The 26,427-nt window shown below is 62.7% G+C and carries 19 protein-coding genes; 11 read left to right on the top strand and 8 right to left on the bottom strand.

Going from position 1 to position 26,427, the window contains the following annotated elements:
• Positions 1-141: 141 nt before the first annotated feature.
• The 8 genes from tssH to tssA all read right to left on the bottom strand — a co-directional run bounded on the left by tssH (position 142) and on the right by tssA (position 9,986).
• Positions 142-2,796, bottom strand: a complete 2,655-nt coding sequence (tssH, locus tag HU759_RS00340) for a type VI secretion system ATPase TssH (RefSeq protein WP_169988091.1) — start codon at positions 2,794-2,796, stop codon at positions 142-144.
• A complete protein-coding gene (gene tssG / locus HU759_RS00335) occupies positions 2,789-3,832 on the bottom strand; it encodes a type VI secretion system baseplate subunit TssG (RefSeq protein ID WP_099550247.1) in 1,044 nt (347 codons plus the stop codon). Before tssG ends, tssH begins: the two co-directional genes overlap by 8 nt.
• A complete protein-coding gene (gene tssF, locus HU759_RS00330) occupies positions 3,796-5,655 on the bottom strand; it encodes a type VI secretion system baseplate subunit TssF (RefSeq protein WP_099550248.1) in 1,860 nt (619 codons plus the stop codon). Before tssF ends, tssG begins: the two co-directional genes overlap by 37 nt.
• The gene (tssE, locus tag HU759_RS00325) at positions 5,652-6,167 is read right to left on the bottom strand and encodes a type VI secretion system baseplate subunit TssE (RefSeq protein WP_026013585.1); all 516 of its coding nucleotides are present in this window, start codon (positions 6,165-6,167) and stop codon (positions 5,652-5,654) included. Before tssE ends, tssF begins: the two co-directional genes overlap by 4 nt.
• A gap of 78 nt (positions 6,168-6,245) precedes the next feature.
• Positions 6,246-6,734 (bottom strand): type VI secretion system tube protein Hcp, encoded by a 489-nt coding sequence (locus tag HU759_RS00320; protein WP_005792512.1) that lies wholly within the window; start codon positions 6,732-6,734, stop codon positions 6,246-6,248.
• A gap of 172 nt (positions 6,735-6,906) precedes the next feature.
• Entirely contained in the window at positions 6,907-8,403 is a 1,497-nt protein-coding gene (gene tssC / locus HU759_RS00315) for a type VI secretion system contractile sheath large subunit (RefSeq protein ID WP_017135822.1), read from the bottom strand.
• Between the two features lie 2 nt (positions 8,404-8,405).
• Entirely contained in the window at positions 8,406-8,912 is a 507-nt protein-coding gene (gene tssB / locus HU759_RS00310) for a type VI secretion system contractile sheath small subunit (protein WP_017135823.1), read from the bottom strand.
• A gap of 54 nt (positions 8,913-8,966) precedes the next feature.
• Positions 8,967-9,986 carry a type VI secretion system protein TssA gene (gene tssA / locus HU759_RS00305; RefSeq protein ID WP_017135824.1) on the bottom strand — a complete coding sequence of 340 codons (1,020 nt, stop codon included), beginning with the start codon at positions 9,984-9,986 and terminating at the stop codon, positions 8,967-8,969.
• 393 nt (positions 9,987-10,379) lie between these two features.
• On the opposite strand from tssA, the gene tagH reads away from it, so the two are divergent.
• Genes tagH through HU759_RS00250 form a run of 11 tightly spaced genes read left to right on the top strand, consistent with a single transcriptional unit; the run spans position 10,380 to position 26,350 of the window.
• Positions 10,380-11,702, top strand: a complete 1,323-nt coding sequence (gene tagH, locus HU759_RS00300; protein ID WP_170036684.1) for a type VI secretion system-associated FHA domain protein TagH — start codon at positions 10,380-10,382, stop codon at positions 11,700-11,702.
• A gap of 56 nt (positions 11,703-11,758) precedes the next feature.
• Positions 11,759-12,268: a type VI secretion system lipoprotein TssJ gene (tssJ, locus tag HU759_RS00295; protein WP_099550251.1), complete on the top strand. Its 510-nt coding sequence runs from the start codon at positions 11,759-11,761 to the stop codon at positions 12,266-12,268.
• A gap of 16 nt (positions 12,269-12,284) precedes the next feature.
• Positions 12,285-13,619 (top strand): type VI secretion system baseplate subunit TssK, encoded by a 1,335-nt coding sequence (tssK, locus tag HU759_RS00290; protein ID WP_138450366.1) that lies wholly within the window; start codon positions 12,285-12,287, stop codon positions 13,617-13,619.
• Positions 13,620-13,625: 6 nt separating this feature from the next.
• On the top strand, positions 13,626-14,915 hold the full coding sequence (locus tag HU759_RS00285; protein WP_017135828.1) for a DotU family type VI secretion system protein: 1,290 nt from the start codon (positions 13,626-13,628) through the stop codon (positions 14,913-14,915).
• A complete protein-coding gene (gene tssM, locus HU759_RS00280) occupies positions 14,912-18,412 on the top strand; it encodes a type VI secretion system membrane subunit TssM (RefSeq protein WP_138450367.1) in 3,501 nt (1,166 codons plus the stop codon). The genes HU759_RS00285 and tssM overlap by 4 nt, the downstream gene beginning before the upstream one ends.
• The gene (tagF, locus tag HU759_RS00275) at positions 18,409-19,062 is read left to right on the top strand and encodes a type VI secretion system-associated protein TagF (RefSeq protein WP_017135830.1); all 654 of its coding nucleotides are present in this window, start codon (positions 18,409-18,411) and stop codon (positions 19,060-19,062) included. Before tssM ends, tagF begins: the two co-directional genes overlap by 4 nt.
• Complete coding sequence (locus HU759_RS00270) at positions 19,063-19,782, top strand: protein phosphatase 2C domain-containing protein (protein WP_170036687.1); 720 nt, start codon at positions 19,063-19,065, stop codon at positions 19,780-19,782.
• The gene (locus tag HU759_RS00265) at positions 19,779-22,757 is read left to right on the top strand and encodes a serine/threonine-protein kinase (RefSeq protein ID WP_170036689.1); all 2,979 of its coding nucleotides are present in this window, start codon (positions 19,779-19,781) and stop codon (positions 22,755-22,757) included. The genes HU759_RS00270 and HU759_RS00265 overlap by 4 nt, the downstream gene beginning before the upstream one ends.
• Positions 22,757-23,461 carry an ABC transporter ATP-binding protein gene (locus HU759_RS00260; protein ID WP_017135833.1) on the top strand — a complete coding sequence of 235 codons (705 nt, stop codon included), beginning with the start codon at positions 22,757-22,759 and terminating at the stop codon, positions 23,459-23,461. The genes HU759_RS00265 and HU759_RS00260 overlap by 1 nt, the downstream gene beginning before the upstream one ends.
• Positions 23,461-24,645, top strand: a complete 1,185-nt coding sequence (locus HU759_RS00255; RefSeq protein WP_017135834.1) for an ABC transporter permease — start codon at positions 23,461-23,463, stop codon at positions 24,643-24,645. The genes HU759_RS00260 and HU759_RS00255 overlap by 1 nt, the downstream gene beginning before the upstream one ends.
• Complete coding sequence (locus HU759_RS00250) at positions 24,638-26,350, top strand: SUMF1/EgtB/PvdO family nonheme iron enzyme (protein WP_186617257.1); 1,713 nt, start codon at positions 24,638-24,640, stop codon at positions 26,348-26,350. Before HU759_RS00255 ends, HU759_RS00250 begins: the two co-directional genes overlap by 8 nt.
• The last annotated feature ends 77 nt before the right edge of the window (positions 26,351-26,427 follow it).

Raw genomic sequence — 26,427 nt, 5'->3', positions numbered from 1 at the left:
TGTGGGAGCGGGCTTGTGTGGGCGCCGGGCTTGCCCGCGATGCAGGCACCTCGGTGTGGCAGGCGCACTGAGGTGATGCTATCGCAGGCAAGCCAGCTCCCACACAAGCCCACTCCCACAGTTGAATTGCGTTTCGTCAGGTCAATCGCTGAAGTCGTAGTGCAATTCATTATCCCGGCTGCTGATACGCACACCCGCCAGTGCCTTGCCTTCGAGCATGCGCGTAAGAAACTCACGGCTCATGTCCGGCAGCAGGCTGTTGGTGAGAATGGTGTCGATCATGCGCCCGCCACTTTCGGTTTCGGTGCAGCGCGAGACGATCAAATCGACCACAGCGTCGTCGTAATCGAAGGCGACTTTGTGGGTGTTCTCCACGCGCTTTTTGATGCGGCCCAGTTGCAGGCGGGTAATCGCCTTGAGCATTTCGTCGCTCAGCGGGTAATACGGAATCGTCACCAAACGGCCCAGCAGTGCCGGCGGAAAAATCTCCAGCAGCGGTTGGCGCAGCGCCTTGGCGATTTCTTCCGGCTCCGGGATGTTCGCCGGGTCTTTGCACACGTGGGAAATCAGCTCGGTACCGGCGTTGGTGGTCAGCAGGATCAGGGTGTTCTTGAAGTCGATCACCCGGCCTTCGCCGTCCTCCATCACGCCCTTGTCGAACACCTGGAAGAAGATCTCGTGCACGTCCGGGTGGGCTTTTTCCACCTCGTCCAGCAGCACCACGCTGTAGGGTTTGCGCCGCACCGCTTCGGTTAGCACGCCGCCTTCGCCGTAGCCGATATAACCCGGTGGCGCGCCCTTGAGTGTGGACACGGTGTGGGCTTCCTGGAACTCGCTCATGTTGATGGTGATGACGTTCTGCTCACCGCCGTACATGGCTTCGGCCAGGGCCAGGGCGGTTTCGGTCTTGCCCACACCCGAGGTGCCGGCGAGCATGAACACGCCAATCGGCTTGCTTGGGTTATCGAGCCCGGCGCGGGAGGTCTGGATGCGCTTGGCGATCATCTGCAAGGCATGGTCCTGGCCGATGATGCGTTTCTTCAGGTGCTGGTCGAGGTTGAGCACTGTCTCCAACTCGTTGCGCGCCATGCGGCCCACCGGGATGCCGGTCCAGTCGGCGACCACCGAGGCCACGGCCTGGTAATCCACGGTCGGCAAGATCAGCGGGGTTTCGCCTTGCAGCGCAGTGAGGCGTTGTTGCAGGTCGAGCAGTTGGGCGCGCAACTCATCGTTGCCGCTGTCTACCACGCCAGCTTTTTCGCGCAAGGTCGCGCGAGTTGCCAATAGCTCATCAACCAGGGTTTTTTCTTCGGCCCAGCGGCTTTCCAGAGTCGCCAGGCGCTCACGTTCGGCGCTCAGCAAGGTTTCGCTATTGGTTTGGCGCGCACCAATGGCGATACCGATGGCATGCTCGCGGGCGATGATTTGCAGCTCGGTTTCCAGCGCTTCGATGCGACGGCGGCTGTCGTCCACTTCGGCTGGTACGGCGTGCAAGCTGATGGCGACGCGTGCGCAGGCAGTGTCCAGCAAGCTGACGGACTTGTCTGGCAACTGACGTGCGGGGATGTAGCGGTGGGACAACTTCACCGAGGCTTCCAGGGCTTCATCAAGGATCTGCACCTGATGGTGTTTTTCCATGGTCGAGGCCACGCCGCGCATCATCAGCAGCGCTTTGTCTTCCGACGGCTCGGCAACCTGTACCACCTGGAAGCGGCGGGTCAGGGCCGGGTCTTTCTCGATGTGTTTTTTGTACTCGGCCCAGGTCGTGGCGGCCACGGTACGCAAGGTGCCACGGGCCAGCGCAGGCTTGAGCAAGTTGGCGGCGTCGCCAGTCCCGGCGGCGCCACCGGCACCTACCAGGGTGTGGGCTTCGTCGATAAACAGAATGATCGGCTTGGGCGAAGCCTGCACGTCTTCGATGACCTGGCGCAGGCGCTGTTCGAACTCGCCCTTCATGCTGGCACCGGCTTGCAGCAGGCCCACGTCGAGGCTGCGCAGTTCCACATCCTTGAGCGCAGGCGGCACGTCACCGGCGACGATGCGCAGGGCGAACCCTTCGACTACAGCGGTCTTGCCCACGCCGGCTTCGCCAGTGAGGATCGGATTGTTCTGACGTCGACGCATCAGGATGTCCACCAGTTGGCGGATCTCTTCATCACGCCCCACGATCGGGTCGAGTTTGCCACTGCGCGCTTGTTCGGTCAGGTCGACGGTGAAGCGCTTGAGCGCTTCCTGCTTGCCCATCGCACTCGGCGCCATGGCACCGCTGGCTTCGCCAGGTACGCCGGCGTTGAAGCCATCGCTGGCGCTCAACGCATTCTCCGGTGAGTCGCCGACGTATTCGTCAAAACGCTCGCTCAAGGCTTCGGGTTTGATCTTGTCGAACTCGGCGGACAAGCCCAGCAGCGCATGGCGCAGGCTCGGCGTCTTCAGGATACCCAGCACCAGGTAGCCGGTACGCACCTGGCTTTCGCCGAACATCAGGCTGCCATAGACCCAGCCGCGCTCTACCGCTTCTTCCACATGCGACGACAAGTCGGTGATCGACGTCGAACCACGCGGTAAGCGGTCCAGCGCTTCGGTCAGGTCACGGGCCAGGCGCGCCGGCTCCACGTTGAACTGGCGGATGATGCGGTGCAGGTCCGAGTCCTGCAGTTGCAGCAACTGGTGAAACCAGTGGGCCAGTTCCACATACGGGTTGCCCCGCAGTTTGCAGAACACGGTGGCGGCTTCGATGGCCTTATAGGCCACGCTGTTGAGTTTGCCGAACAGTGCGGCGCGACTGATTTCACCCATGCTCTGGATTCCTTGAGGTAGTGGCGTGATCGGCGTAATGCCGGGCCAGGATTAGGTCGTTGGCGTCATGCTCGGGTTGGCCGAGCCAAGTGTTGAAGCCCAGGCGGAAGTGGCCATTAAGTTGCAGCTTTGGGACTTCGGGTTGTTGCAAAACCAGGTTCAAGTCCCAGTCCAGTTCATGACCCAGGTACTCGGCCACCCACGCCACCAGCTCGTTGAACGGCTGGCTGCCGGGCAGCATGCCCATGTAATCGTCCAGCTTGAGCGGGCCGAGGCGGATGCGGAATTTATGCTGGCGATCCCACACATGGCTGCCCAGGCAAAAGTCCACGCCCAACTGGTTGGCGCTGACACTCACGCGGCTGCGCTCTGGCAGTTCCAGCCACTGGCCGACGTATTCTTCAATCTCTACCGGCAGGCCGAAGTACTCGCTGAGAATGGCCTTCAAGCCGTCCGGGTAGCGGGTTTGCGCCGACAGGTGACCGCTGTAGTGCAGCTTCGCGGTATCCGGAATCAACCCCTGATTCAGCAGGCTCGGCATGCCTCGACCACACAGCGCTGCGAGGCGCGCGGACCAGTAGTCATCATCCGGGCGGTCGTGGCTGACGGTCGGTCGCGCCTCGGCCCAGGCCCGGTAAAACAGGCTGAGCAGGCGATGGTGGAACACATCCAAAAACTGTTTGCTGGTGCTGTCGGCGTTGTTGCGCTGGCGTTCGCGCACGTACTCGGTGATATGCAGCGGCAACGGGCCGTTGGGGCCGCCGAGGCCGAAAAAGAATTGCTCCAGCCGCGCTGGTTTGCCATCGCCGCCAGGGTCGACCGAGGCCAATGTGGCCGGTGCGAAGGTGCAGTCCGCCTGCTGCCCCAGGCGCAGCGGGTCATCGGCCAGGCGCAGGGAATGGCCCAGGCGCGGCAGCGCTGGCGATTCGCACTCGATACGTCGCAGCGCCTGGAAGAAATCGTATTCCCAGGGCTCCTGATGCATCGCATCCAGTGTGTTCACAGGGTCGGACGTCGACCGGGCTTGGCTTTCCATCGCATGATCTCGCCGCGTTCGGTGGTACGGATCACCGTCTCGGTAAAGCTGTTGATCGACACATAACGTGCCAGGAAGCGTTCCAGCACCGCACCGAGCAGAAACACGCCGGTGCCGCGAAACGCGTTTTCATCGAATTCCAGGGTGATTTCCAGACCGCGCCCAAACACGATCGGGCCGGGCATCGGCAGGCGCCGGGTCACCGCTTTGCTGCTGACCTCACGTAAACCTTCGATCTGTAATTGCAGCGCCGCGTCGTTGCTGTCGCCATACAAGCGCAACAGTTCGCGCAAGGCGCCGGCGCCCTGGCCCTGCTCGCTCAGCGACAGGTAGTTGAGCGACAGCTGGCTGATCAGGCGCCAAGCCTTGGCGTCATGGGCATGGCTGGCACGCGGACGACTCGGCCCGGCCACGCAGCGCACCGACAACACCGGCGCGCTGTCGGCCAAGGTGAAGTCGGTCTTGCCGTTGCCCACGCTCATGAACAGCGGCAAATCGCGGTTGGTACACAGCGCGGTCACGCCGAGCTGGCGCAAATCATGGCGGTACGGCGCTTGCTGGCTGTCGACCAGGCTGACAAAGGTTTCGCTGCCCACATAGGTAGAGCGCGGGCCGTTACGGCGTTGGTCGCTGGACAACACGCGAGGTTCACGGCGCAGGGTGTAGTACGCCTGGTCGCGGCCATAACGCGATGGATCACGCACCGCATAGAACGGCAGGAACGGCTGCTCCGGCCCAGTGCCATGGCCGGTGATGCCGCTCAACGAGTGAATTTCGAAATCCATCGGCCGCGTGCGGTCGGCGATGACATGGTGTTCGTTGACACGGTCCGACAGGTGAATGCGGTCCACGCGTTTGGGAAACAAGTTGATCGCCGGCGTGCAGAACGGCATGAACTGCGCCGCGCCGACGCTGCCTTCCAGGCTCGGCTCGTGACGGTCGAACAGCACGATCAGCTCCAACTCCTGGCCGTCGCAGCGTTTCACCGCACGGCTCAGCTGCGCGAATTCAACGAACAGGAAGCGGTGGGGCAGGGCGAAGTATTCCTGCAGTAGCCGATAACCCTGAAACGCGCGCGCCACCACCGGCATGGCCGCATCGGCATCGTCAAAACCACGGGAGCGCAGCGCGTCTTGCGGCAGGCGCTCGACCCAATCACCACCGGGTTTGCGAGCAAACACGGCGCAGGCGTTGCCGAGTAACTGTTCGTAGAGCCGAAACGGCTGCTCATCGGCACCGCTGAGGTACAGCGGCAGGTTATCGAGGTCGAGGCTGTTGAAGGGTAATTCGGCGCCGGTGCGCAGAGTCAGGCGCAGGCCGGCTTTGGCTTTGGGCTCGCTGGCGGCCAGGCGTCCCAGCACAGCGGCGGGGTTGCCGAAGTACTCAGCATTACTGACTTGCAACGGCCACAGCGTCACCGGGTGCGCGGTGCGGTACTCGCAGCAGGTCTGGGTTTCGCGGCCCAAGGCGGCGCGCAACACTGTGTCGCGCGGCAATAGGAAACCACTGGCCAGCGAGCCTTCGTCGGGGTCGGTCTGCATTTGCACCACGGTCATCGACGGCGTGGGCGCGAGGTAGTGCGGGTAGGCGATTTCCAGCAGGTTATGGGTGAAGGTCGGGTACTCGGCGTCGAGCTTGAGCTGCACCCGGGCAGTCAGGTAGGCAAAGCCTTCGAGCAAGCGTTCGACGTACGGGTCGGCGCAGTCCATGCCGGACAACGTCAGCCGACTGGCGATCTTCGGGTATTCCTTGGCGAACTCGGCGGCGCTTTCGCGCACGTGGTGCAGTTCCTGGTTGTACAGCTCCAGCAGGCGCGGGTTCATGGGCGCCTCCGCTGGTCGGCATTGACCACACGCACATGCCCGGATTCCAGATCGAGGTCGGTTTGCAGCAGCAGGCGCAACGGCACCGGCTGCGCCCACAGGTCGCCTTCGATCTCGAAACTCAATGCGTTGTGGTTCATCTCGCCATGGCCCACGCGGGCTTTTACGCGCAGCGTGTGGCGCAAAATACGTGGTTCAAAAGTGGCAATCGCCTGGTAGATCAAGGCTTCCAGGGCTTTGATATCCACACTGGAAACGCTGTTGCCGGCCAGCGCAGGCAGGCCGTAATTGACCACCGATGTGCCAGCCGGGGTGTGCAACGTGGCATCGGCGTCGAGGAGCGACGTGGTGTTAAGCAACCACGCCAGGTCACGCAGCACCGAGGCTTTTAATTGGGTCAGGGACAGCACGCGTTTGTCGGCGCTTTCCTTGAGGTTGGTCGGGTCATCGTCGGTCAGCCGGTCCAGCAGGGACGGTTGCAGACGGTCGCGGGAAGCGATTTCAGTTACCACCAAAGCAGCTCCACGGACGGGCTAAGAGAGGGACAAGGTGCCAGGGGCCGCAGCGAGGTGCTGCGGCCGCCAGGGCTATCAGCGCTTGGTGTTGGAACGGATGTTCCAGCCAAACTTGATCGCGCCGCCGTCTTTGGTGCCGTCGGCTTTCTGCGGCTGGTAGTCGACCATCACCTGGGCAAAGTTCAGGGTGACGTTTTCGGTCAGGCGATCATCGGTGCCCGAGCCGCCGGTGCTCAGGGACGTGACCAGCACTTCTTCCAGGTTGATCACCATGTACTCGACCTGGCTTTCGCCGCCGGCCTTGCGCACGGTCAGCTTGACCTTGTCGATGTGCTTGCCGCTGGCGCAGTGCATCATCAGGTTGGGCGAAGCCTTGTCGACGTACTTGGTCAGCGACAGGTCCTGGATATTCACCTTGCCCGCGCCGCCACCGCCGCCCACATGCATGTTGCCGGACTGGGCCATGCCCCAGCTCCAGTTCAGCACGTCGATTTCGTCCTTGTGGGCCTTGTCCATGGACTCGCCCTTGATGTCGCCGATCTTGATGAAAATATCAACAGCCATGTTTTCTCCCTGTGTGGCACGGGCCACTGAATTTGGTGATGCCCAAAGGGGCAATGCTGTTCTGTGGGAGCTGGCTTGCCTGCGATTGCATCACCGCGGTCTGACTGACAAACCGAGGTGCCTGCATCGCGGGCAAGCCCGGCTCCCACAGAAGAGCCGGTTCAACCGTTAGTTATGCGCTTTTTGCCGAAGGCAGTTTCGATACCAGGCGCAACGACACGGTCAGCCCTTCGAGCTGGTAGTGCGGGCGCAGGTAGAACTTGGAGTTGTAGTAACCCGGGTTGCCTTCGACGTCTTCCACGATCACCTCGGCGGCGGCCAACGGGTGCTGGGCCTTGGTGGTTTCGGTGGAGTGCGCAGGGTCGCCGTCGACGTAGTTGAGGATCCAGTCCTGCAACCAACGCTGCATCTCGTCCTTCTCTTTGAAGGAACCGATCTTGTCGCGCACGATGCACTTCAAGTAGTGGGCGAAGCGGCAGGTGGCGAACAGGTACGGCAGGCGCGCGGCCAGGTTGGCGTTGGCGGTGGCGTCCGGGTCGTCGTATTCGGCCGGTTTCTGCAACGACTGGGCGCCGATGAACGCGGCGAAGTCGGTGTTTTTCTTGTGCAGCAGCGGCATGAAACCGTTCTTCGCCAGCTCCGCTTCACGGCGGTCGCTGATGGCGATTTCGGTCGGGCACTTCATGTCCACGCCACCGTCATCGGTAGGGAACGTATGGGCCGGGAGGTTTTCCACTTCACCGCCGGATTCCACGCCACGGATGCGCGAGCACCAGCCGTAGTGTTTGAACGAGCGGTTGATGTTCACCGCCATCGCGTAGGCGGCGTTGGCCCAGGTGTACTTGGAGCTGTCGGCGCCGTCGGTGTTTTCTTCGAAGGCGAAGGCTTCCACCGGGTCGGTCTTGGCGCCATACGGCAGGCGCGCCAGGAAGCGCGGCATGGTCAGGCCGATGTAGCGCGAGTCTTCCGATTCACGCAGCGAGCGCCAGCCAGCGTATTCCGGGGTGGTGAAAATCTTGGTCAGGTCGCGCGGGTTCGACAGTTCCTGCCACGAACCCATGCCCATCACGGTGGGCGAAGCAGCGGCAATGAATGGCGCGTGCATGGCGGCGCAGACCTTCGACAACTCACCCAGCAACTCGACGTCCGGTGGAGACTGGTCGAAGTAGTAATCGCCCACCAGGCAACCGTACGGTTCGCCGCCGAACTGGCCGTATTCTTCTTCGTACATCTTCTTGAAGATCGGGCTCTGGTCCCACGCCGTGCCCTTGAATTTCTTCAGGGTCTTGTGCAGTTCAGGTTTGGCGATATTGAGCACGCGAATCTTCAGTTGCTCGTCGCTCTCGGTGTTGTTGACCAGGTAGTGCAGGCCACGCCAGGCGCTTTCCAGCTGCTGGAAATCCGGGTGGTGGATGATCTGGTTGACCTGGGCGGTGAGCTTGGCGTCGATGGCGGCGATGATCGATTCGATCGACTTGATCGCGTCATTGGAGACCAGGTCCGTCTGCGCCAGGGCTTGTTCGGCCAGGGTGCGCACAGCGGTTTCCACGGCTTCGCGGGCACGCTCGGTCTTGGGTTTGAATTCTTGCAGCAGCAGGTTGGCGAACTCGCTGGCTTCTTCGGTAGCACCCAGGATCTGGCTGCCTTCGCGGGCGGTATTGTCGGTCATGATTACTGGTCCCCTGCTGGCTTAGGCGCGCTGGCAAGTGCCTGAAGCAGTGCCGGGTCCTTGATCGCCTTCATGATGATTTCTTCAGCGCCGGTCTTGCCGTCCATGTAGGTCAGCAGGTTGGCCAACTGGGTGCGGGCTTCGAGCAGTTGCTTGAGCGAATCGACTTTGCGGGCCACAGCGGCCGGGCTGAAGTCGTCCATGCTTTCGAAGGTGATGTCCAGGCTCAGGTTGCCTTCGCCGGTCAGCTCATTCGGTACGTGGAAGGCTACGCGTGGCTGCATGGCCTTGAGGCGCGAGTCGAAGTTGTCGACGTCTACCTCAAGGAACTTGCGATCAGCCACAGGCGCCAGCGGCTCGGCAGGCTTGCCGGCGAGGTCGGCCATCACGCCCATCACGAAGGGCAACTGGACCTTTTTCTCGGCGCCGTAAAGCTCGACGTCGTACTCGATCTGCACTCGAGGCGCACGGTTGCGCGCGATGAATTTCTGAGAACTTTGCTTCGCCACGTTGCTGCTCCTGGTCGCTTGAGCGACGGTGTTGTTACTGCACAGTCCGGCGGCTTATTCGCTTTCCGGGCCGCGCAGGTTTTCAAATTGGGACATGCCGTCGGGGATCAGATTGCGCACGATGGCCGCAAAGTCGGCGTGCACCAGATGCTTCGCCCGGTTCAACAGCACCGGCAGCGGGCTCGAAGGCTCGTGCCGGGTGTAGTACGCAAGGATCTTGTCGAGGCTGCGCAGCACGTCATCGCGGGTGGCGATGTCGCCCGTTGGGCGCGGTGCTGCGGGGGCGGCGGCGAAATCGACCGAGGGGGCATTGTCTTCACTGACAGCCTCGGGTTCGCTGCTGCCTGCAGGGTCGGGTACGGCTTGATTGAGGATCTGCAGCGCCTGCTTGAGCGGTTGCTTCAGCAGGCTCAGGTCCACGCCCTGGGCCGAGCCGACCTGGTCGCTGACTTGTTGTTCGATGGCCTCGCAGGCGGCACGCGCGGCGCTCAGGGCGTCGCGCGTGGCTTGCAGCTGCTCGGGGTCGCTGTCGAGGAACGCGGCGTTGAGTTGCTGGGCGCCGAGTTGTTCATCCGGGAAGTTCGACAGGCCGCTGGCGTTGAGCGCCGCGCGCAGGCTCACTGGCCCAAACGTGCGCGAGCGCGTGAGGATGCTCTCGCGCAGCAAGCGTATGGTTGCGTCGCTGGTCAAGCCGGACAGGGCGTTGATGCGTACGGTGGGGTCGTTATCGTCGTCGGCATCCAGGCGCGGGTACAGGTCGGCCCAGTATTCGCGCAGCAGCGCGTTGATCAGCGTAAGGACTTCGGCAAGCCCGGCCACACCCTGGAGGGCGAGGGAGCTTTGCAACAGGAAATGGGTGATGCGCAGGTCTTTGCTGCGTTGCAACAAGTCGAGGCTTTGCTGCTGGATGCTACGCCACTGCGGGGGTTCGGCGGGCAGGATCGAGTCGCCCATGCTGCGCTCGGGTTGGCCCTTGGCGTCACGTTCCAATTGAAGGAATTGCGCGTCATATTCCATGTCTTCACCACAGGGCGAAGTCGCGGAAACGGCGGCGAGCAGCAACGGCACATCCACTTGATTCGATCTCCTTATCAGCCCGTTAGACGGCGGGCAATGCATGCATAAGTTACGCAATGAACTTTGCATGTTTTCTTGGTCATATATTCAGTGCGCCACTATTGCGCCATCACTTATGTTCAAGAAGTTGTGCATTTTTGGTGTAGTAGTTACGCGTTGTCAAGGTAAGCTACTCGCCCTCTGTGACAGATGTGCGGTGTTTAACACACTGCGCGACTGACGGGTCTGACGGCGGCCCAGGACAGGGTTTTTGTCACAGAAGCCGGTTAAGATCAGCAATCATGCTGACAAAAGCAGATTTTACGGTCGTTTGCACGACTTGGCAGGGCGCTTGCGGGAAGCGCCCTCCCTTGGAATAGGCCGCGCGCGATGTATCAGCAAGGAGGCAAGATGTCGCTGTGTTTGACTATCACTAGTTATCACAAGATTACCCCTGGGCAATGCCCTGAAAAGTCCATGGATCAGGGCGTGATGGCTATTGGCCGCAATTCCGACAATGACTGGGTACTGCCTGACCCAGAGCGGTTAGTCTCCTCGCAACATTGCGTTATTCAATACAAAGATGGCCGTTACTACCTAACCGATAACAGTACGAACGGCGTGGAGCTGGTTAAGGCCGGCATCCGAATGCGCAGAGGGAACAGCGAGCCGTTGCAGGATGGCGAGTTGATCCGCATCGGCGATTACGAGATCCAGGCACGTATCGACTTCAATGTGCAGGCGCTTGATAGCCAGCCGTTCAGCGGCGATTCGCCGAACAGTTTTGAAGCGCTGATGGGCGCGGTGGCGAACAAGCCTGCACCTTCACCTGTGATCGCGCCGCAGTTCCAGGGCGCCTCGTCGATGGACACGCTGCCGGACCTGTTCGACTTCCTCACCCCGACTACCGTGCCGCCGCCAACCGTGGCGGACCACGTACCCAGCGAGCAGCACGATTTTCGTCCGCCAACGCCGGTCGCGGTGCCTGTGGTCGAGCAACCCGTGGTGTCGGGCTCGGTTATTCCTGAAGACTGGGATTTGTTCGGCGACACGCCCGCGCCCGTTGTTGCAGCGCCACAACCGGTTGCACCACCTGAACCGCCAGCAGCGCCGGTCGTCCAGCCAACCGCCCCGGCCATCACCCAACAGCCCGACTTGCTGCAAGCCTTCCTGCGCGGCGCCGGGCTGGACCAATTGCGCCTCGACAAGGCTCAAGCCGAAGCACAAATGGAAAGCATCGGCCGCAGCTACCGCCTTATGGTCGAAGGCCTGATCGACGTGTTGCGTGCCCGCGCGAGCCTCAAGGGCGAGTTCCGCATGCAGCAGACGATGATCCAGCCGGCTGAAAACAATCCGTTGAAATTTGCGCCGAATGCTGACGAAGCCTTGCTGCTGCTGCTTCGTCATGGCAACCAAGCGTTTATGGCGCCGGACGTCGCCGTGCGCGAGAGTTTCGACGACCTGCGCGCTCACCAACTGGCAGTAATGGCCGGTGTGGAAGCGGCGATCAAACACCTGCTCACGCGTTTTGAACCGGCACAGCTGGAAGAGCGCATGGGCAAGCCCGCCGGGCTGTCGAGTCTGTTCAACGGCTCGCGCCAGGCGCAGTACTGGCAGCAGTTCACCGAGCTCTACAGCAATATTTCCCGTGAGGCCCAGGAAGATTTCCAGGACCTGTTCGGTCGCGAATTCAGCCGAGCATACGAAGAACACAGCGCACGACAGCGACGCTAAAACGCGCCGCAATAATGGATAAAACGGATAGCTAAGTACGTCATTGAGGACGCAGGATGATTCCCAGGTTTTTACTCGCAGCCGCCACCGCGCTGTTGCTGACGGCGTGTGCCAAGGACGCGGTCAAACCCGAGGTTGCCGCTGAAGCCGAAGCGGGCACTGCCGCCGTCGAGCTGCACTTTCACGCCATTGCCGGGCTAAACCCCGGCGCCAACGGCCAGGCTGCTCCGGTGCGGGTGCGCATTTTCGAACTGAAAAACGCCGCCACCTTCAGTCGCTCCGACTACTTCGCCTTGGCCGATCGCGCGCAATCCACCCTTGGCCTGGACCTGCTGGACCAGGATGAAGTGATGATCCAACCCGGCCAGCAACTGAGCATCCAGCGCGACCTTGACCCTTCCACACGCCAGATCGGCTTGTTGGTGGGCTATCGCGAGCTGGACCGCGCGCAATGGCGCACGGTGCTCACGGTTCCGGCGCGCCAATACACCGAATATCAGATCAGCCTCGATGTGCGCGCCGTACGCGCCGACGTCGTGGTTCCCCCATCCAGCCCTGCCCAATAAAACCCTCGGAGCCCCCATGTCCTGGAACAATCGCGTGGTCTGGTCGGAAGGCATGTTCATCGGAACGCAGCACTTCCAGCAGCATGACCGTTACCTGGAAAACCTCATCGACGCGCGCAGCCGACCGTTGTCCGCCGGTGCCTGGGGCTTTTCCGAGTTGCTTATTGATCAGGGCCTGCTGGCCCAGGGCAAGCTGGCGATCGTGTCGGCGCGTGGCCTGTTGCCCGACGGCACGCCGTTCAATATTCCCCAGGATGATCTGGCGCCGAGCCCGCTGAATATCGACGACAACCTGCGCGACGGCCTGGTGTACCTGGCCTTGCCGCTCAAGCGCGCCGGTGCGCGAGACACGGTGGATGAAGGCGAAGCGCTGGAAGCGGCACGGTACGTCAGCCAGGTGCGCGAAGTGCGCGACGATAACGCGCCGTTTGAAAACCGCGCGCCAGTGGCTGTGGGTTCCCGAGCGCTGCGCCTGTTGACCGCGCAGGATGGCATCAGTGACTACGCCGCCATCGGCCTGGTGCGCATCAAGGAAAAGCGTGCCGACCGTGCACTGGTGCTGGACGATACTTACATCCCACCGGTGCTGGACGTGGCCGCGAGCAAACCACTGACGGCCTTTCGCAGCGAACTGCTCGGCCTGTTGCACCAGCGCGGCGAAGCCCTGGCGGGCCGCGTGGTCGCCTCGGGCGCGGGTGGTGCTTCGGAAATTGCCGACTTCATGCTGCTGCAATTGGTCAACCGGGCGCAGCCGCTGATCCAGCATCTGAGCCAGTTAAGCCCGCTGCACCCTGAGCGGTTTTTCAGCGAGCTGGTGAGCCTGGCGGGTGAGTTCGCCACGTTTTCCACCACGGGCCGGCGCCCGCAGGAATACCCGCAATACCAACATGATGACCTGGCCCTGAGCTTCGCCCCGGTGATGGCAGCGTTGCGTGAAGCCTTGTCGATGCTGATCGACAGCAAAGCCACGCCGATCCCGATTGTGGAAAAAGCCTATGGCATCCACGTGGCCATGCTCGCCGACAAAACCCTGCTCGACAGCGCCAGTTTCATCCTCGTGGTACGCGCCGACGTGCCCGGCGAAACCCTGCGCGCCCGCTTCGGCCAGCAGAGCAAAGTCGGCTCGGTGGAGCACATCCGCGACATGGTCAACCTGCAATTGCCAGGTATCGGCCTGCTGCCGTTGCCGGTTGCGCCACGCCAGATCCCGTACCACGCAGGCAGCACCTATTACGAGCTGGACCGTGGCAGCGAGCACTGGCAGCAACTGAACAACTCCGGCGGGTTTGCCTTCCATATCGCCGGGCAGTTCCCGGGCTTGAACCTGGCCTTCTGGGCGATCCGAGGATAATTGGCGATGCATCCCAATGATGATGACCGCACCCAGTTCATGCCTCGCCCAGGTGGTCGTGCACCGGAACCTGCACGTGCCGAACCGGCGCCTTTGTCGATGCCGGCCGCGCCGATCCTCACCGGCAAAAGCCAGGGCCTGAACCCGTTGGAAAGCGCCGCCGGGCCGCTGTTGGCGCTGTTGACGCGCCTGCGCAACACCATCGCCCATCCGGCGCCGGCCAGTTTGCGTGCGCAGTTGCTGGCCTACCTGCGCCAGTTCGAAGAGCGCGCCGAAGCCGCCGGTGTGGCGCGCAACGAAGTGCTGCTGGCGCGTTACGCGCTGTGTACGGCGCTCGATGAAGCCGTGCTCAGCACGCCGTGGGGCAGTGCCAGTGACTGGGGCAAGCAGAGCTTGTTGATCACCGTGCACAACGAAGCCTGGGGCGGCGAAAAAGTCTTCCAGTTGCTCGACCATTGCCTGCAAAGCCCGCGTGAGCGCCTGTACCTGCTGGAGCTGCTGTACCTGTGCATGTGCCTGGGTTTTGAAGGCCGCTACCGCGTGATGAATGACGGTCGCAGCCAGCTGGAAGCCTTGCGTGAACGCACCGCCGCAGCGATTCGCAGTGCGCGTGGTGAGCACGAACGCGAACTCTCGCCGCATTGGCGCGGCGTGACGGTGGCACGTGATCGCCTCGCGCAATTCATGCCGCCGTGGATCGCTGTGGCCATCGGCCTGGCGCTGCTGCTGGCGTTGCTGTTTGGCTTGCGCATGAAACTGGCGTCGGATGCGGAGCCGGTATTCAAGAATATCCATGCCCTGGGCGAGATTCCGGTGCAGGCCATCGACCGCCCGGTGGCGCAGCCCAAAGTCATTGAGCGGCCGCGTCTGGCCGGCTTTCTCGTGGAAGACATCAAGGCGGGCCGCGTGGCGGTGGAAGACAAGGTCGACCGCTCCGTGGTGACGATTCGCGGCGATGAACTGTTCGCGTCTGCCAGCTCCAGCATCCGCGATGACTTCGAGCCACTGATGCTGCGCATCGCTGACGCCATCCGCAAGGTCAAGGGCCAGGTCCGCGTGACCGGGCACAGCGATAACCGCCCGATTGCCACGCTGCGCTTCCCGTCCAACTGGGCATTGTCCGAAGCGCGGGCCAAGTCGGTGCTGGACATCCTGGCGGCCAAGACCGGCCAGGCGGATCGCTTCAGCGCTGAAGGCCGCAGCGACACCGAGCCGGTGGCGACCAACGCCACCGCCGAAGGCCGTGCCCGCAATCGTCGGGTTGAAATCACCGTATTGGCGGAGGGCGTCGAGTGAAGGCGTTTTTCAGTTTCATGATTCGCTGGGTGATCCCCGTGCTGGGCCTGATTGCCCTGAGCCTGATCATCTGGTTTGTGGGGCCGTTGCTCGATGTGCTGGTGCCGGAAGGGCGGCGCTGGGTGTTGATTATCTTGGTGTTTGCGCTGTGGATCGCCTACCGCGTAGTGCGCATTATCCAGGCGCGCCGCCAGGCCGCCGAAGTGATGCGCAGCCTCGCCGCCGAAACCCCGGCCGACCCCAACAGTGTCGCCACGGCCGAAGAGTTGTCGACCTTGCGCCAGCGCATGGACGAAGCCCTGGCATTGCTGAAAAAGGCCAAGCTCGGCGGTGATGAGCGCCGCAATCTCTATGAGCTGCCGTGGTACGTGATCATCGGGCCGCCGGGTTCGGGCAAGACCACCGCGCTGGTCAATTCCGGCCTGCACTTTCCACTCGCTGCGCAGTTGGGCGCCGGTGCTGTGCGCGGCGTTGGCGGTACGCGCAATTGTGATTGGTGGTTTACCGACCAGGCCGTTTTGCTCGATACCGCTGGCCGCTACACCACCCAGGACAGCAACTCCACAGTGGATAAAGCCGCGTGGCTGGGCTTTCTCGATCTGTTGAAAAAGCAGCGTTCACGTCGGCCCATTGATGGCGCGTTTATCGCCATCAGCCTCTCGGATCTGCTGCTCGGTACGGAGGCCGAACGCGCCGCCCATGCGGCGGCGATTCGCCTGCGGATCCAGGAGCTGTACACCCAATTGGGCGTGCGTTTCCCGATCTACCTGATGCTGACCAAGCTCGACCTGGTGCCGGGTTTCATGGAGTTCTTCGACAACCTGAGCAAGGAAGACCGCGCCCAGGTGTGGGGCATGACCTTCGCCCTGGACGACGGCAAAAACAGCGACAGCCCGCTGGCCCATCTGCAAAGCGAGTTTGCGGGTCTTGAGCAGCGCCTGAATGAACGGCTGGTGGAGCGCCTGCAACAGGAGCGTGACCCGGCGCGGCGTGACCTGATCTACGGCTTCCCGCAGCAGTTCGGCGCGTTGAAAGATTGCCTGCAAAGTTTCCTCGAAGGCGTGTTCAAACCCAACGCCTTCGAAGAGCGCGTGTTGCTGCGCGGAGTCTATTTCACCAGCGGCACTCAGGAAGGCAGCCCGATTGATCGCTTGATCGGCGCCATGGCCCAGAGCATGAATCTGGACCGCCAGCACCTGGCACGACAGAGCGGCACCGGGCGCAGTTATTTCATCGAAAAGTTGTTCACCGCCGTGGCGTTTGCCGAGCGTGGGTTGGTGGGCGTGAACCCGAAAGTCGAGCGCCGCCGCAAGTGGATTGCACGCGGTGTGCTGGCCGCTACCATCGCCCTTGTGGTGGTGGTCAGTGGCCTCTGGTGGGTGAGTTATCGTGCCAACCAGGCGTATATCGCCCAGGTTGACCAGAAGGTTGCGCCGCTGGGCCAGACCGTACAAAACCTCAGCCCGGCGCAGCGTGAAGTGCTGGCAGTGTTGCCGCTGCTCAACGCGGTGAAGAACCTCGCGGGCGATTCGCCGAGCTGGTCCGAAGGCCTGGGCCTGTATCAGGGCGATATGCTTGAAGCCGAATCCGCCAGTGTCTATCGCAAGCTCTTGATCGCCGTGTTCGCGCCGCGACTAGTGACGCGCATCGAAGAGCAACTGCATGGCGGCGGCAATTCCGACTTCCTCTACGAGGGCCTCAAGGCCTACCTGATGCTCGCCGATAACGAGCACTACGACCCGGACTTCATCAAGGCCTGGGTCGCCCTGGATTGGGACCGCAACCTGCCGCGTGACCTGCCGGCCGATCAGCGCCAGGCGTTGACCGGGCACTTGCAGGCGCTGTTCGACCGTCACCCGCCGAATGCGCGGCTGGACCCACGCCTGATCGATGACCTGCGTCGCCAACTGCAACAGCTGCCGGTGGCGCAACGCGTGTACGACCGGGTCAAGCGCCAGAAGCTGCCCGAGGGCATCCCCGACTTTCGCCTCAACGAAGCCGCCGGCCGCGATGCTGCGTTGGTGTTCAGCCGTAAAAGCGGCAAGCCATTGGGCGAACCGTTGAGTGGGTTCTTCACTGCCAAAGGCTATCGCCAGGCGTTCCTGCTCAGCAGCCTGAACCAGACTGGCACGCTCGCGGAAGAACAATGGGTGTTGGGCCGTGAGCAAGCCGATCAGCAGAACGTGGTGAGCCTGGCCGCCGACGTGCGCCGCCTGTACTTCCAGGACTACCAGCGCCAATGGGACGCCTTGCTCGCGGACATCGACTTTGTGCCGATCACCAGCGTGGCCCAGGCGGCCGATGTGCTGCGGGTGATTTCCGGCCCCACTTCGCCGCTTAAAAAGCTGCTGGTAGCCGTGGCCAAAGAGACCGATCTGCAAGCTGAAGAACGCCAATTGGCCGCCAAAGGCGTGCCGGTGGAAGGCGGCGTCGACAAGCTCAAGGAACGCCTCGGCAGCCTGCTCGGCCAGGAGCAACCAAGCGCTAATGCACCGCAAGCGGCGGACGATCCGGTGACCGCGCACTTTGCCGAACTCAATAGCATCGTCAGCAAAAACGAAGGCGAACCGGCGGCCATCGACGGCCTGTTGGCGGACATGAACGCGCTGTATGTGCAAGTCAGCGCCATGGTCGGCGCCAGTGGCGACGCCTTGCTTGGCGAGGCCAAGAACCAGGCGGCCGCTGCGGCCACGCGGGTCAGCTTGAATGCCGAGCGCCAGCCGCCGCTGGTGCAGGGCATGGTCAAGTCGGTGGTCAACTCCACCACCAACAGCATGATGGGCGGGGTGCGTAACCAGCTGAATGCGGCGTGGGTGAGTGAAGTGGTCAACGTGTATCGCCAGTCTCTGGCGGGGCGTTATCCGATGTCGCCGGGCAGCGCGCGGGACGCCACGCTCGATGACTTCGGCCAGTTCTTCGGCGTGGGCGGGGTGATGGATAACTATTTCCGCAAATACCTGCAGCCTTACGTGGATACGTCCGCACAGACCTGGCGCTGGCAGCCGGGCGCGGCGCAGAAGCTTGGGATCGCGCCGGGCGTGCTGCAAACCTTCCAGCGTGCGGCGGCTATTCGTGACGCGTTCTTTAGATCGGGGGGCACCCAGCCGATCGTGCGTTTCGAGCTCAAGCCGGTGTCGATGGACCCGACCATCACTCAGTTCTTGCTCGACCTCGACGGCCAGCAACTGAGCTACGACCACGGCCCAAGCCGGCCGGTAGCGATGCAATGGCCGAACCCCGGCAGTATCGGCGTGGTGCGTATTTCGATCACGCCGCCGTCGGCCAGTGGCCGTTCCGGCGTGACCCTGGACGGCCCATGGGCATGGTTCCGTCTGCTGGAGCAATCGGACCTGAGCGCCGGCAATTCGCCGGACCGCTTCAACCTGCGTTTGCGGGTTGATGGCGCGAGCATCGCCTACGAGTTGCGCGCCAACAGCGCCTTCAACCCGTTCAAGAGCCGCGTACTCAGTGGCTTCAGCCTGCCGGAGCGGCTATGAACACGCTGGGCTTCTACGGCAAGTTGGCCAGCCGCGGTGACTTTGTCAGCCGCGCCTTGCCCCAGAGTTTTATCGGCCCGTGGGACAGCTGGCTGGCCGCAGGTTTGCTCGCCAGCCAGAGCAGCCTGGGTGGCGATTGGCTAAACGTCTATCTGGTCAGCCCGTTGTGGCGTTTTGTGCTGGCGCCGGGCGTATGCGGGCCGGACGCGGCGGCAGGCGTGGTGATGCCAAGTATTGATCGGGTCGGGCGCTATTTCCCGTTGGCCGTGGTGGCGTTGCTTGATCACGACACTAACCCGGCGTCATTGGTGGGTGGCCCGGATACGTGGTTTGAGCAGGCTGAAGAGCTGTTGCTCAGCACCCTGGATACTGGCGCTACGTTTGAAGGCTTTAACGATGGCGTTGACAGCCTGGGCATCCCGGCCAGTGAACCGCGCGCGGTAGACAGTCGCTTCGCGGGCCTGCAGCGGGTCGCCGCCACCGTGCCCCACAGCCGCATGACCGCACTGGCCGAGCAGGCTTGTGAGGGTGCCAGCCTGTGGTGGGGCCGTGGCTCACAACGTATTTCCCCAGGTTTATTGCGGTGCCAGGGTTTGCCGGCTGCCGGCGATTTTGCGCAGTTTTTGCTCGGACAAGAAGGTGTGGTGTAGATGGGGGCGACGTTTAAATCCGCGAGCAAAAGCCATGTGGGCATGGTGCGCCAGGTCAATGAAGACGCGTGCCTGGACCTGCCGGAAAACCGCCTGTGGGTGGTAGCCGATGGCATGGGCGGGCATGCGGCCGGCGATTACGTCAGCAGCTTGATCGTCGACAGTCTGCGCAACGTGCCGGTGGGGCGCTCTCTCGATGAATACTCGGCGGCCTTGCGCAATGACCTGATCCGCATCAACGCCACGGTGCGTGAAGAAACCGCCAACCGTGGCGTGAGCATGATGGGCAGCACCGTGGTGGTGCTCGCCGCACGTGGCCTACGTGGCGTGTGTTTATGGGCCGGCGACAGTCGCCTGTACCGCCTGCGCGAAGGGCAGTTGGACAGCATTTCCCGCGATCACAGCTACGTGCAGGACCTGCAAGACAGCGGCCTGCTCAGCGAAGCCGACGCGCGCGTGCATCCTCGCGCCAATATCGTCACCCGCGCCGTGGGCGTGGAGGCGCAGTTGGACGTGGCGGTGACTGACCTGCTGATTTCCCCCGGCGACAGCTACCTGCTGTGCAGCGATGGCCTGAACAAGACCGTCGAAGACCATGAAATACGTGAAGTGCTGAGCCACGACGCGCCGGACGAAATCGTGCGCAGCCTGGTGCACCTGGGGCTCAACCGTGGCGCGCCGGATAATATCACTGCCATTGTCGTGAAGGTCTCGCCATGAACATTGTGATCCCTGGCTACGACATCGAAGGCGAGATCGGCGAAGGCGCCATGGCCAGCGTGTACCTGGCGACCCAGCGCTCGCTGGAGCGCAAGGTGGCCTTGAAGGTGATGGCGGCGGCGCTGGCGGCCGACCCGAGCTTCTGCGAGCGCTTCCTGCGCGAGGGCAAGACGCTGGCGCGCCTGTCGCATCCGCACACGGTGACCATCCATGACATCGGCAATGTCGGTGAGCTGTACTACATGGCCATGGAATACCTGCCCAACGGCACGCTAAAGGAGCGTATCGCCGCCGGCCTGACGCCGGAGCAGGGCGTGACGCTGATTCGCCAGATCGCTTCGGCGTTGGGCTATGCGCATGCACAGGGTTTGGTACACCGCGACGTCAAACCAGCGAACATTCTGTTTCGCGCTGACGGTACCGCCGTGCTGTCAGACTTCGGCATCGCCAAGTCCCTGGACGATCGCACCCAGTTCACCCAAGCCGGTTTTGCCGTGGGCACGCCGAGCTATATGAGCCCGGAGCAGGCGCGTGGCCAGGAAATTGATGGCCGCGCCGACCTGTATGCGTTGGGCGTGGTGCTCTACGAAATTCTCGTCGGCAAGCTGCCGTACAGCGGCACCGATGCGCTGTCCACTGCGCTGGCGCATCTGACCGAGCCGCTGCCGGAACTGCCGGTGCACCACGGGCGTTATCAGGAGGTGCTGCGCAAGCTGCTGGCCAAAGACCCGGCCGAGCGTTTTCCGGATGCGGCGGCGTTGCTGCGCGCGCTCGACCAACTGCCCGCGGATTCGCCGGAAGCCACGCTGGTGCGGCCGTTACCGATTCCGCTGAGTTTTGACTTGGCCGGAATGACGCCAGTGTCCATCGAGATTCCGACCGACAAACCCCAGCCGCAACCGGTGCGTCAACCGGTGGTAACTCCCACGCAACACCGCGCCGTGTCCGAGCAGCGCCGTGGCCCGGTGCTGGCCCTGGCCGCTGTCGCTGTGGCGGTTGCACTGGCCATTGGTGGCGCCAGTTACTGGTGGCTGAGCGGCAGCGATGAACCTGCCAAACCGCCTGTCGCCGTGGTGCCCAAGACCACGCCACCGCCGGAGGTAAAGCCGGTGGTGGCCGAGGCGGATGGCGGCCAGCGGCCGTTGCTGATGGCCGGTAAAAAGACCTTGTTCCAGCGCGTGCTCAGCAAGCCGGGCGCCAAGCTGTCCCATGATGCCGGTGGTGCCGCAGACGAAGCCCTGCCGGCGTTTTCGGTGCTCTATGTTTACCAGCGCAAAGACATCGACGGCAGCCCGTGGGTGCGTGTCGGCGCCGCAACCGATGGGCGCAGCGATGGTTGGTTGCCCGCCGCTCAAGTCAGCGACTGGAAGCAAAGCCTGGTGCTTAAGTTTACCGAGCGCTCGGGCCGGGCGCCGGTGATGTTCCTGCGCCAATCGGCGCAGGTGGAAAAGCTGTTGGCTGATCCCGCCGCCGCCAAAAACGTGTTGGCCAAGGCGCAGAAGAACCGCGAAGACAATCAACAGGTGCTGGCGCTTGAGCCGACAGCCAGTGCTGTGCCGCAAAACCAGTTTTACCTGCTGCCGATTTTTGATTCCAAAGAGAGCTTCGACGAAAACGGCCAGCCGGTGCAGTTGCTCAATGTGGCGTCCATCGACCCGGGCAGCGCGGCGGCCAAGCCGGCCACCAAAGCAATCGCCGCAGACGCTTTCCGCACGGCCGTGGTGTTGGTGGTCGACACGACGGTTTCGATGCAGCCTTACATCGACCAGGTTCGCGATGTGGTGCATGAGTTGCAAACTCGCATTGCCGAGCGCGGTGAGCTTGATAGCGTGAGCTTCGGGCTGGTGGGCTTTCGCAACAGCATCAAGAAAACCCCTGGTTTGGAATACGTCGCCAAGACGCTCATCAGCCTTGATCAGGGCCGCGACCCGCAGCGCTTCCTCGATATGGCGCGCCAGGTCAAAGCGTCCACGGTGTCCAGCCACTCATTCAATGAGGACGCGTTTGCCGGGGTGATGCAGGCGGTCGATGGCATGGATTGGTCTGGCTACGGCGGGCGCATCATTTTGCTGGTCACCGATGCCGGCGCGCTGCGCAAGAACGACCCGTTCACCGCCACCCAGATGAACGAAGCCGAAGTGCGCCAGGCAGCACTCGGCAAGCAGATCAAGATTTACGCCCTGCACCTGCGTACCGATGCCGGCAAGAAAACCCACGCCGGTGCCGAAACCCAGTACCGCGTGCTGACCGCAGACGCCAACCCGCAGATCGGCGACCTTTACACGCCGGTGCCCGGGGGTGATGTACACAAGCTGGGCGAGCGGGTTGATGAGATTGGCACAGTGTTCGCCAACCTGGTGCACCAGGTCCGCAGCGACACACCGCAACCGGTGCCGCTGCTGAGTAGCGCGCCGAGCCTGGCGGATAAATCCGCAGCAGTCGGCTACGCCATGCACATGGACTTCCTCGGCCGTAAAACCGCCAGCCAGGCGCCGCAACTGGTCAGCGCCTGGACCGCCGATCGTGACCTGACCAATCCGGCGCTGCCGGCGTTCCAGGTGTGCGTGATGCTCACAAAATTGCAGCTAAACGACCTGCAGCAATCGCTGAAACTGATCGTGGATGCCGCGCGTAAAACCCAGACCTCGCCCAAGGATTTCTTCCAGGAAATTGCCAGCGCTTCAGCCTATATGAGCCGTGACCCGCAGGCCCTGCGCAAGGGCGGCAACCTGGCTGATGGTGGCCTGCTCGGTGAATACCTGGAAGGCCTGCCGTACCGCAGCAAGTCGCTGAACATGACCCAGGACTTGTGGTTGTCGCTGAGTGTGGCCGAGCAGGAAGACTTTATCGACGAGCTGGATTCGAAAATCCGCCTCTACGAAACCTTTCACAATGATGTGGCCAACTGGGTCCGTTTCGGCGATGCCGAGCCGGGCGATGCGTTGTACCGCGTACCGTTGTCGACGCTGCCGTAATGCTGAACTTGAGCGCGGTGCACAAAAGCCGGGGCACGGGAAACCAGCGTTACAGCCTGGTGATTCCGGCCTTGCAGCTGCGTGCCGGTGAGCAGTTGGCGATTATCGGGCCCAGTGGCTGCGGCAAAAGCACTTTGCTGGATTTGCTCGCGCTGGTGTTGGCGCCGGATCAGGCGGGCCGGTTTGAATTCGACAACACCGATATCGGCGGGCTATGGCGTGCCGATCAGCAATCTACCCTGGCTGCGCTGCGCAGCCAGCACTTGGGTTACGTGCTGCAAACCGGCGGCCTGCTGGGTTTTCTCGATGTGCGCGGCAATATCGCCTTGTCGCGGCAATTGCTGGGTTTGAAGGATGACGGCAGCGTGGCGCGCCTGGCTGAGCAGCTGGAGATTAGTGACCAGTTGGCGAAGAAACCGGCGGACCTGTCGGTGGGCCAACGCCAGCGCGTGAGTTGCGCCCGTGCCCTGGCCCATGCGCCGCAATTGGTGCTCGCGGATGAGCCGACCGCGTCGCTGGACCCACTGAATGCCGAGCGCGTGATGCAGGCGTTGCTGGCCCAGGCCCGCGAACACCGTGCCGCCTGCGTGATCGCCACCCATGACGAACCCCTGGCCCGCGCCAGCGGCTTGCAGGTACGGCGCATCGGTTGCCGCCGCGACCCTGATGGCGGCGTCACGGCCACGCTCGGGGAGGTGTGCTGATGCGCATCGGCTTGGTGGCCTCGCTGGCCTGGCAGGATTACCGCAATGACGCCTGGCTGTCGGCCTGTTCGGTGCTGGCGCTGGTGGCAGTGATCGCGCCGCTGCTGGTGTTATTCGGCCTGAAATTTGGACTGGTTGGCAGTTTGACCGAACGCTTGGAGACCGATCCGGCCACCCGTGAAATTATCCCATTGGGCGGTGGTCGATTCAGCAGCGAATTTATCCAGCAGCTAGGTCGGCGCAGCGATGTGGCCTTTGCCGTGCCGCGTACCCGACAAATTGCGGCGACCGCGCAGGTGGGCACGCTGGCGTTGGAAATGCTGCCGACGGCGGCGGGTGACCCGTTGCTCAGTGGTTTGCCAATGCCCAAGGGCCTGGACCAGATCGTGCTGAGCCACACCGCAGCCGAAAAGCTTGCGGCGCGGCCTGGGGATTGGCTGGAAACCCGCTTTGCGCGGCAAGTGGCGGGGCGTGTCGAAGCCCGCAACGCGCGCCTGCAGGTGCTGGCGGTGTTGCCGTTGGAAGCCTTCGCCCGTGACGGCTTGTTTGCTGATTTGGGCTTGCTGGAAGCGGCGGAAGATTACCGCGATGGCCGTGCCGTGCCGGTGTTGGGCTGGGACGGGGATGAGGTCGGGTTGAACGAGCAGCGTGTGTACCCGGCGTTTCGTCTTTACGCACGCAACCTTACTGATGTGGAGCCGCTGCGGGTGTATTTCGCCGGGCAGAATCTGTTGGTGTCGACCCAGGCACAGACCATCGCCCAGGTGCAGTCGTTGAGCCGCAACCTGTCGTTGGTGTTCTGGATTATTGCCGGGCTGGCCTTGGTCGGGGCGTTTGCAGCGATCTTCGCCGGGGCGCTGGCGGCTGTCGCGCGCAAGCGGCGGGAATTGTCGGTGTTGCGCCTGTTGGGGTTTTCCACCGGCGCACTGTTGTTGTTTGTGGTGTTGCAGGCGCTCTACAGCGCAGGGTTTGCCGCCGTGCTAAGCGCCGGGCTGTATGGCCTGGCCGAGGCTGCTTTGAATAAACTATTTGTGCAAGGGGCGGGCGAATATGCCAGTCACCTGCTGGCGCGTCACTACGTCCTGGCCCTGGTTGCAATCCTCGGCGTCAGCGCCGTGGCGGCGGCCTGTGGCGGTTGGCGAGTGGCGCGGATCCAGGCTTCTGAAGGAATCAGAGATGTATAAGTTACTGGGCGCCTGTGTGGCGCTGAGCCTGGCCTCGTTGGCCTGGGCCGATGAAGCGAGTGACAAACTGGATAACCCCAAGCCGTTGCCGGATGATGTGAGCCTGCCGCTGCCCTGCGAAGGCAACATGGTGTTCCGCTACGCCTACGTGCTGGCCCAAGGCACGCTGGATGACCGCGAGATCAGCCTCGGTTACCCCTTTGCCGAAGGCGAGGCGGGTTATCAGCAATCGTTTATTTCCGGCTACCGCCGCGACTTTATCAACGGCCAGTTCACGCTCAAGGATCTGCCCAAGGACTGGAACAAAGTCATCGCGCCGTTGATGCCGAAAACCGACGCCAAAACTCCGCTCAAGCCGATGCTGTATTTCATCGGCAAGTACGAAGTGACTGCCCGCCAGTATGCGCAGGTGATGTCCCAGGCGCAGTCGCTGGCCAGCGGCGAACCAGCTCCAGCCTGTGATGCGCCGACCGGCATGGCCGCGCGTTTGCCCAAGGTAAAACTATCGCGTTTCGAAGCTGAACGTTTCTCGGCGGTGTACAGCGCCTGGCTGATGAAATACCACCGTGAGCTGCTGCCGGTGAGCGGCCGCGGCTCTTCGGCCGACGACGGCGGCCTGGGTTTTTTGCGCCTGCCCACCGAAGTGGAATGGGAATACGCCGCACGCGGTGGCCAGGCGGTTAGCCGTCAGGAACTGGAAGGGCGACTGTTCCCGCGCCGCGTCGACGGCAGCGAGAGCGACGGCCCGCTGGGTGATTACGCGGTGTTCAACCAGGTTGCCGGCGGCACCGGTCAGGCTGCGCGCTTGATGCCCATCGGCACCAAATTGCCCAACCCGATCGGCCTGTTTGACGTGATCGGCAACGCAGCGGAAATGGTCCAGGAATCGTTCCAGCTGGTGCATGCCGGGCGCCGCCAGGGCACCTACGGGGGCTTTGTGGTCAAGGGCGGCAACTACCTGGAAGGCGAGGGCACGCTGTTTACCGGCATGCGCCGTGAGTACCCGTTATTCGCCGCTGACGGCACCGAACAAAGCAACGAAACCACCGGTTTTCGCGTAGCGATCGGTGCGTTGTCGGCGCCGCGCTCGCGCTACAAGGAGCTGTTCGCCCAGTGGCAGAAAGAAGGCCGCCTGGCGTCGCTGACTGACGCCATCGATGACGCCCAGGACCCGACCAAGCGCCTGGACAGCATCATTGCGGCCAGTGTCGACCCCAAGCTGCAAGCCGAACTCGGCCTGGTCAACGAAGAGCTCAAACGCAACGTTTCATTGATCGCCCAGCAGCGCGAAGAGGCCGCGGGCAACCTGATCCAGTCGGCCGCGTTGGTGGCCGAGACCATCAGCAATTACAACATCCGCCTGGCCAACTTGCAGAAGAGCCGCCAAGAGGCCAAAGACAATAAGGATGAGGCCAGCGCGCAGCTGTTCGACATGGCCATCACCAATGGCCGCAGCGCCCTCGACGGCGCGGTGGCGATTTACATCGACAACCTGGCCACCGGCACGCGCTACACCGATGCGGTGATCCAGGCCCAGTTTCAACGAATCAAGGAAGAGTTGGATCGCAAGCCAGTGCTCGGCAAGAGCCTGGTGACGCGCGCGACACTGTTCGTTCGCCATGTCGGCAACTACCGCAAGCAACAGCGGGCCGACCCGGCAACGATCTTGAAGGAATTGCTCGCAGCGAGCGGTCAGCGGTCTTGACCGCTGGTTGTATGGCGAGCTTGGAAAGGACTCAGGCGGCGGTGGGCCGTGCTGGGCAAGTCAAACTTAAAAGAGAA

The organism is Pseudomonas sp. OE 28.3 (assembly GCF_014268205.2).
Taxonomy (GTDB): domain Bacteria; phylum Pseudomonadota; class Gammaproteobacteria; order Pseudomonadales; family Pseudomonadaceae; genus Aquipseudomonas; species Aquipseudomonas edaphica.
This window is presented reverse-complemented; position numbering and strand designations above follow the sequence as displayed.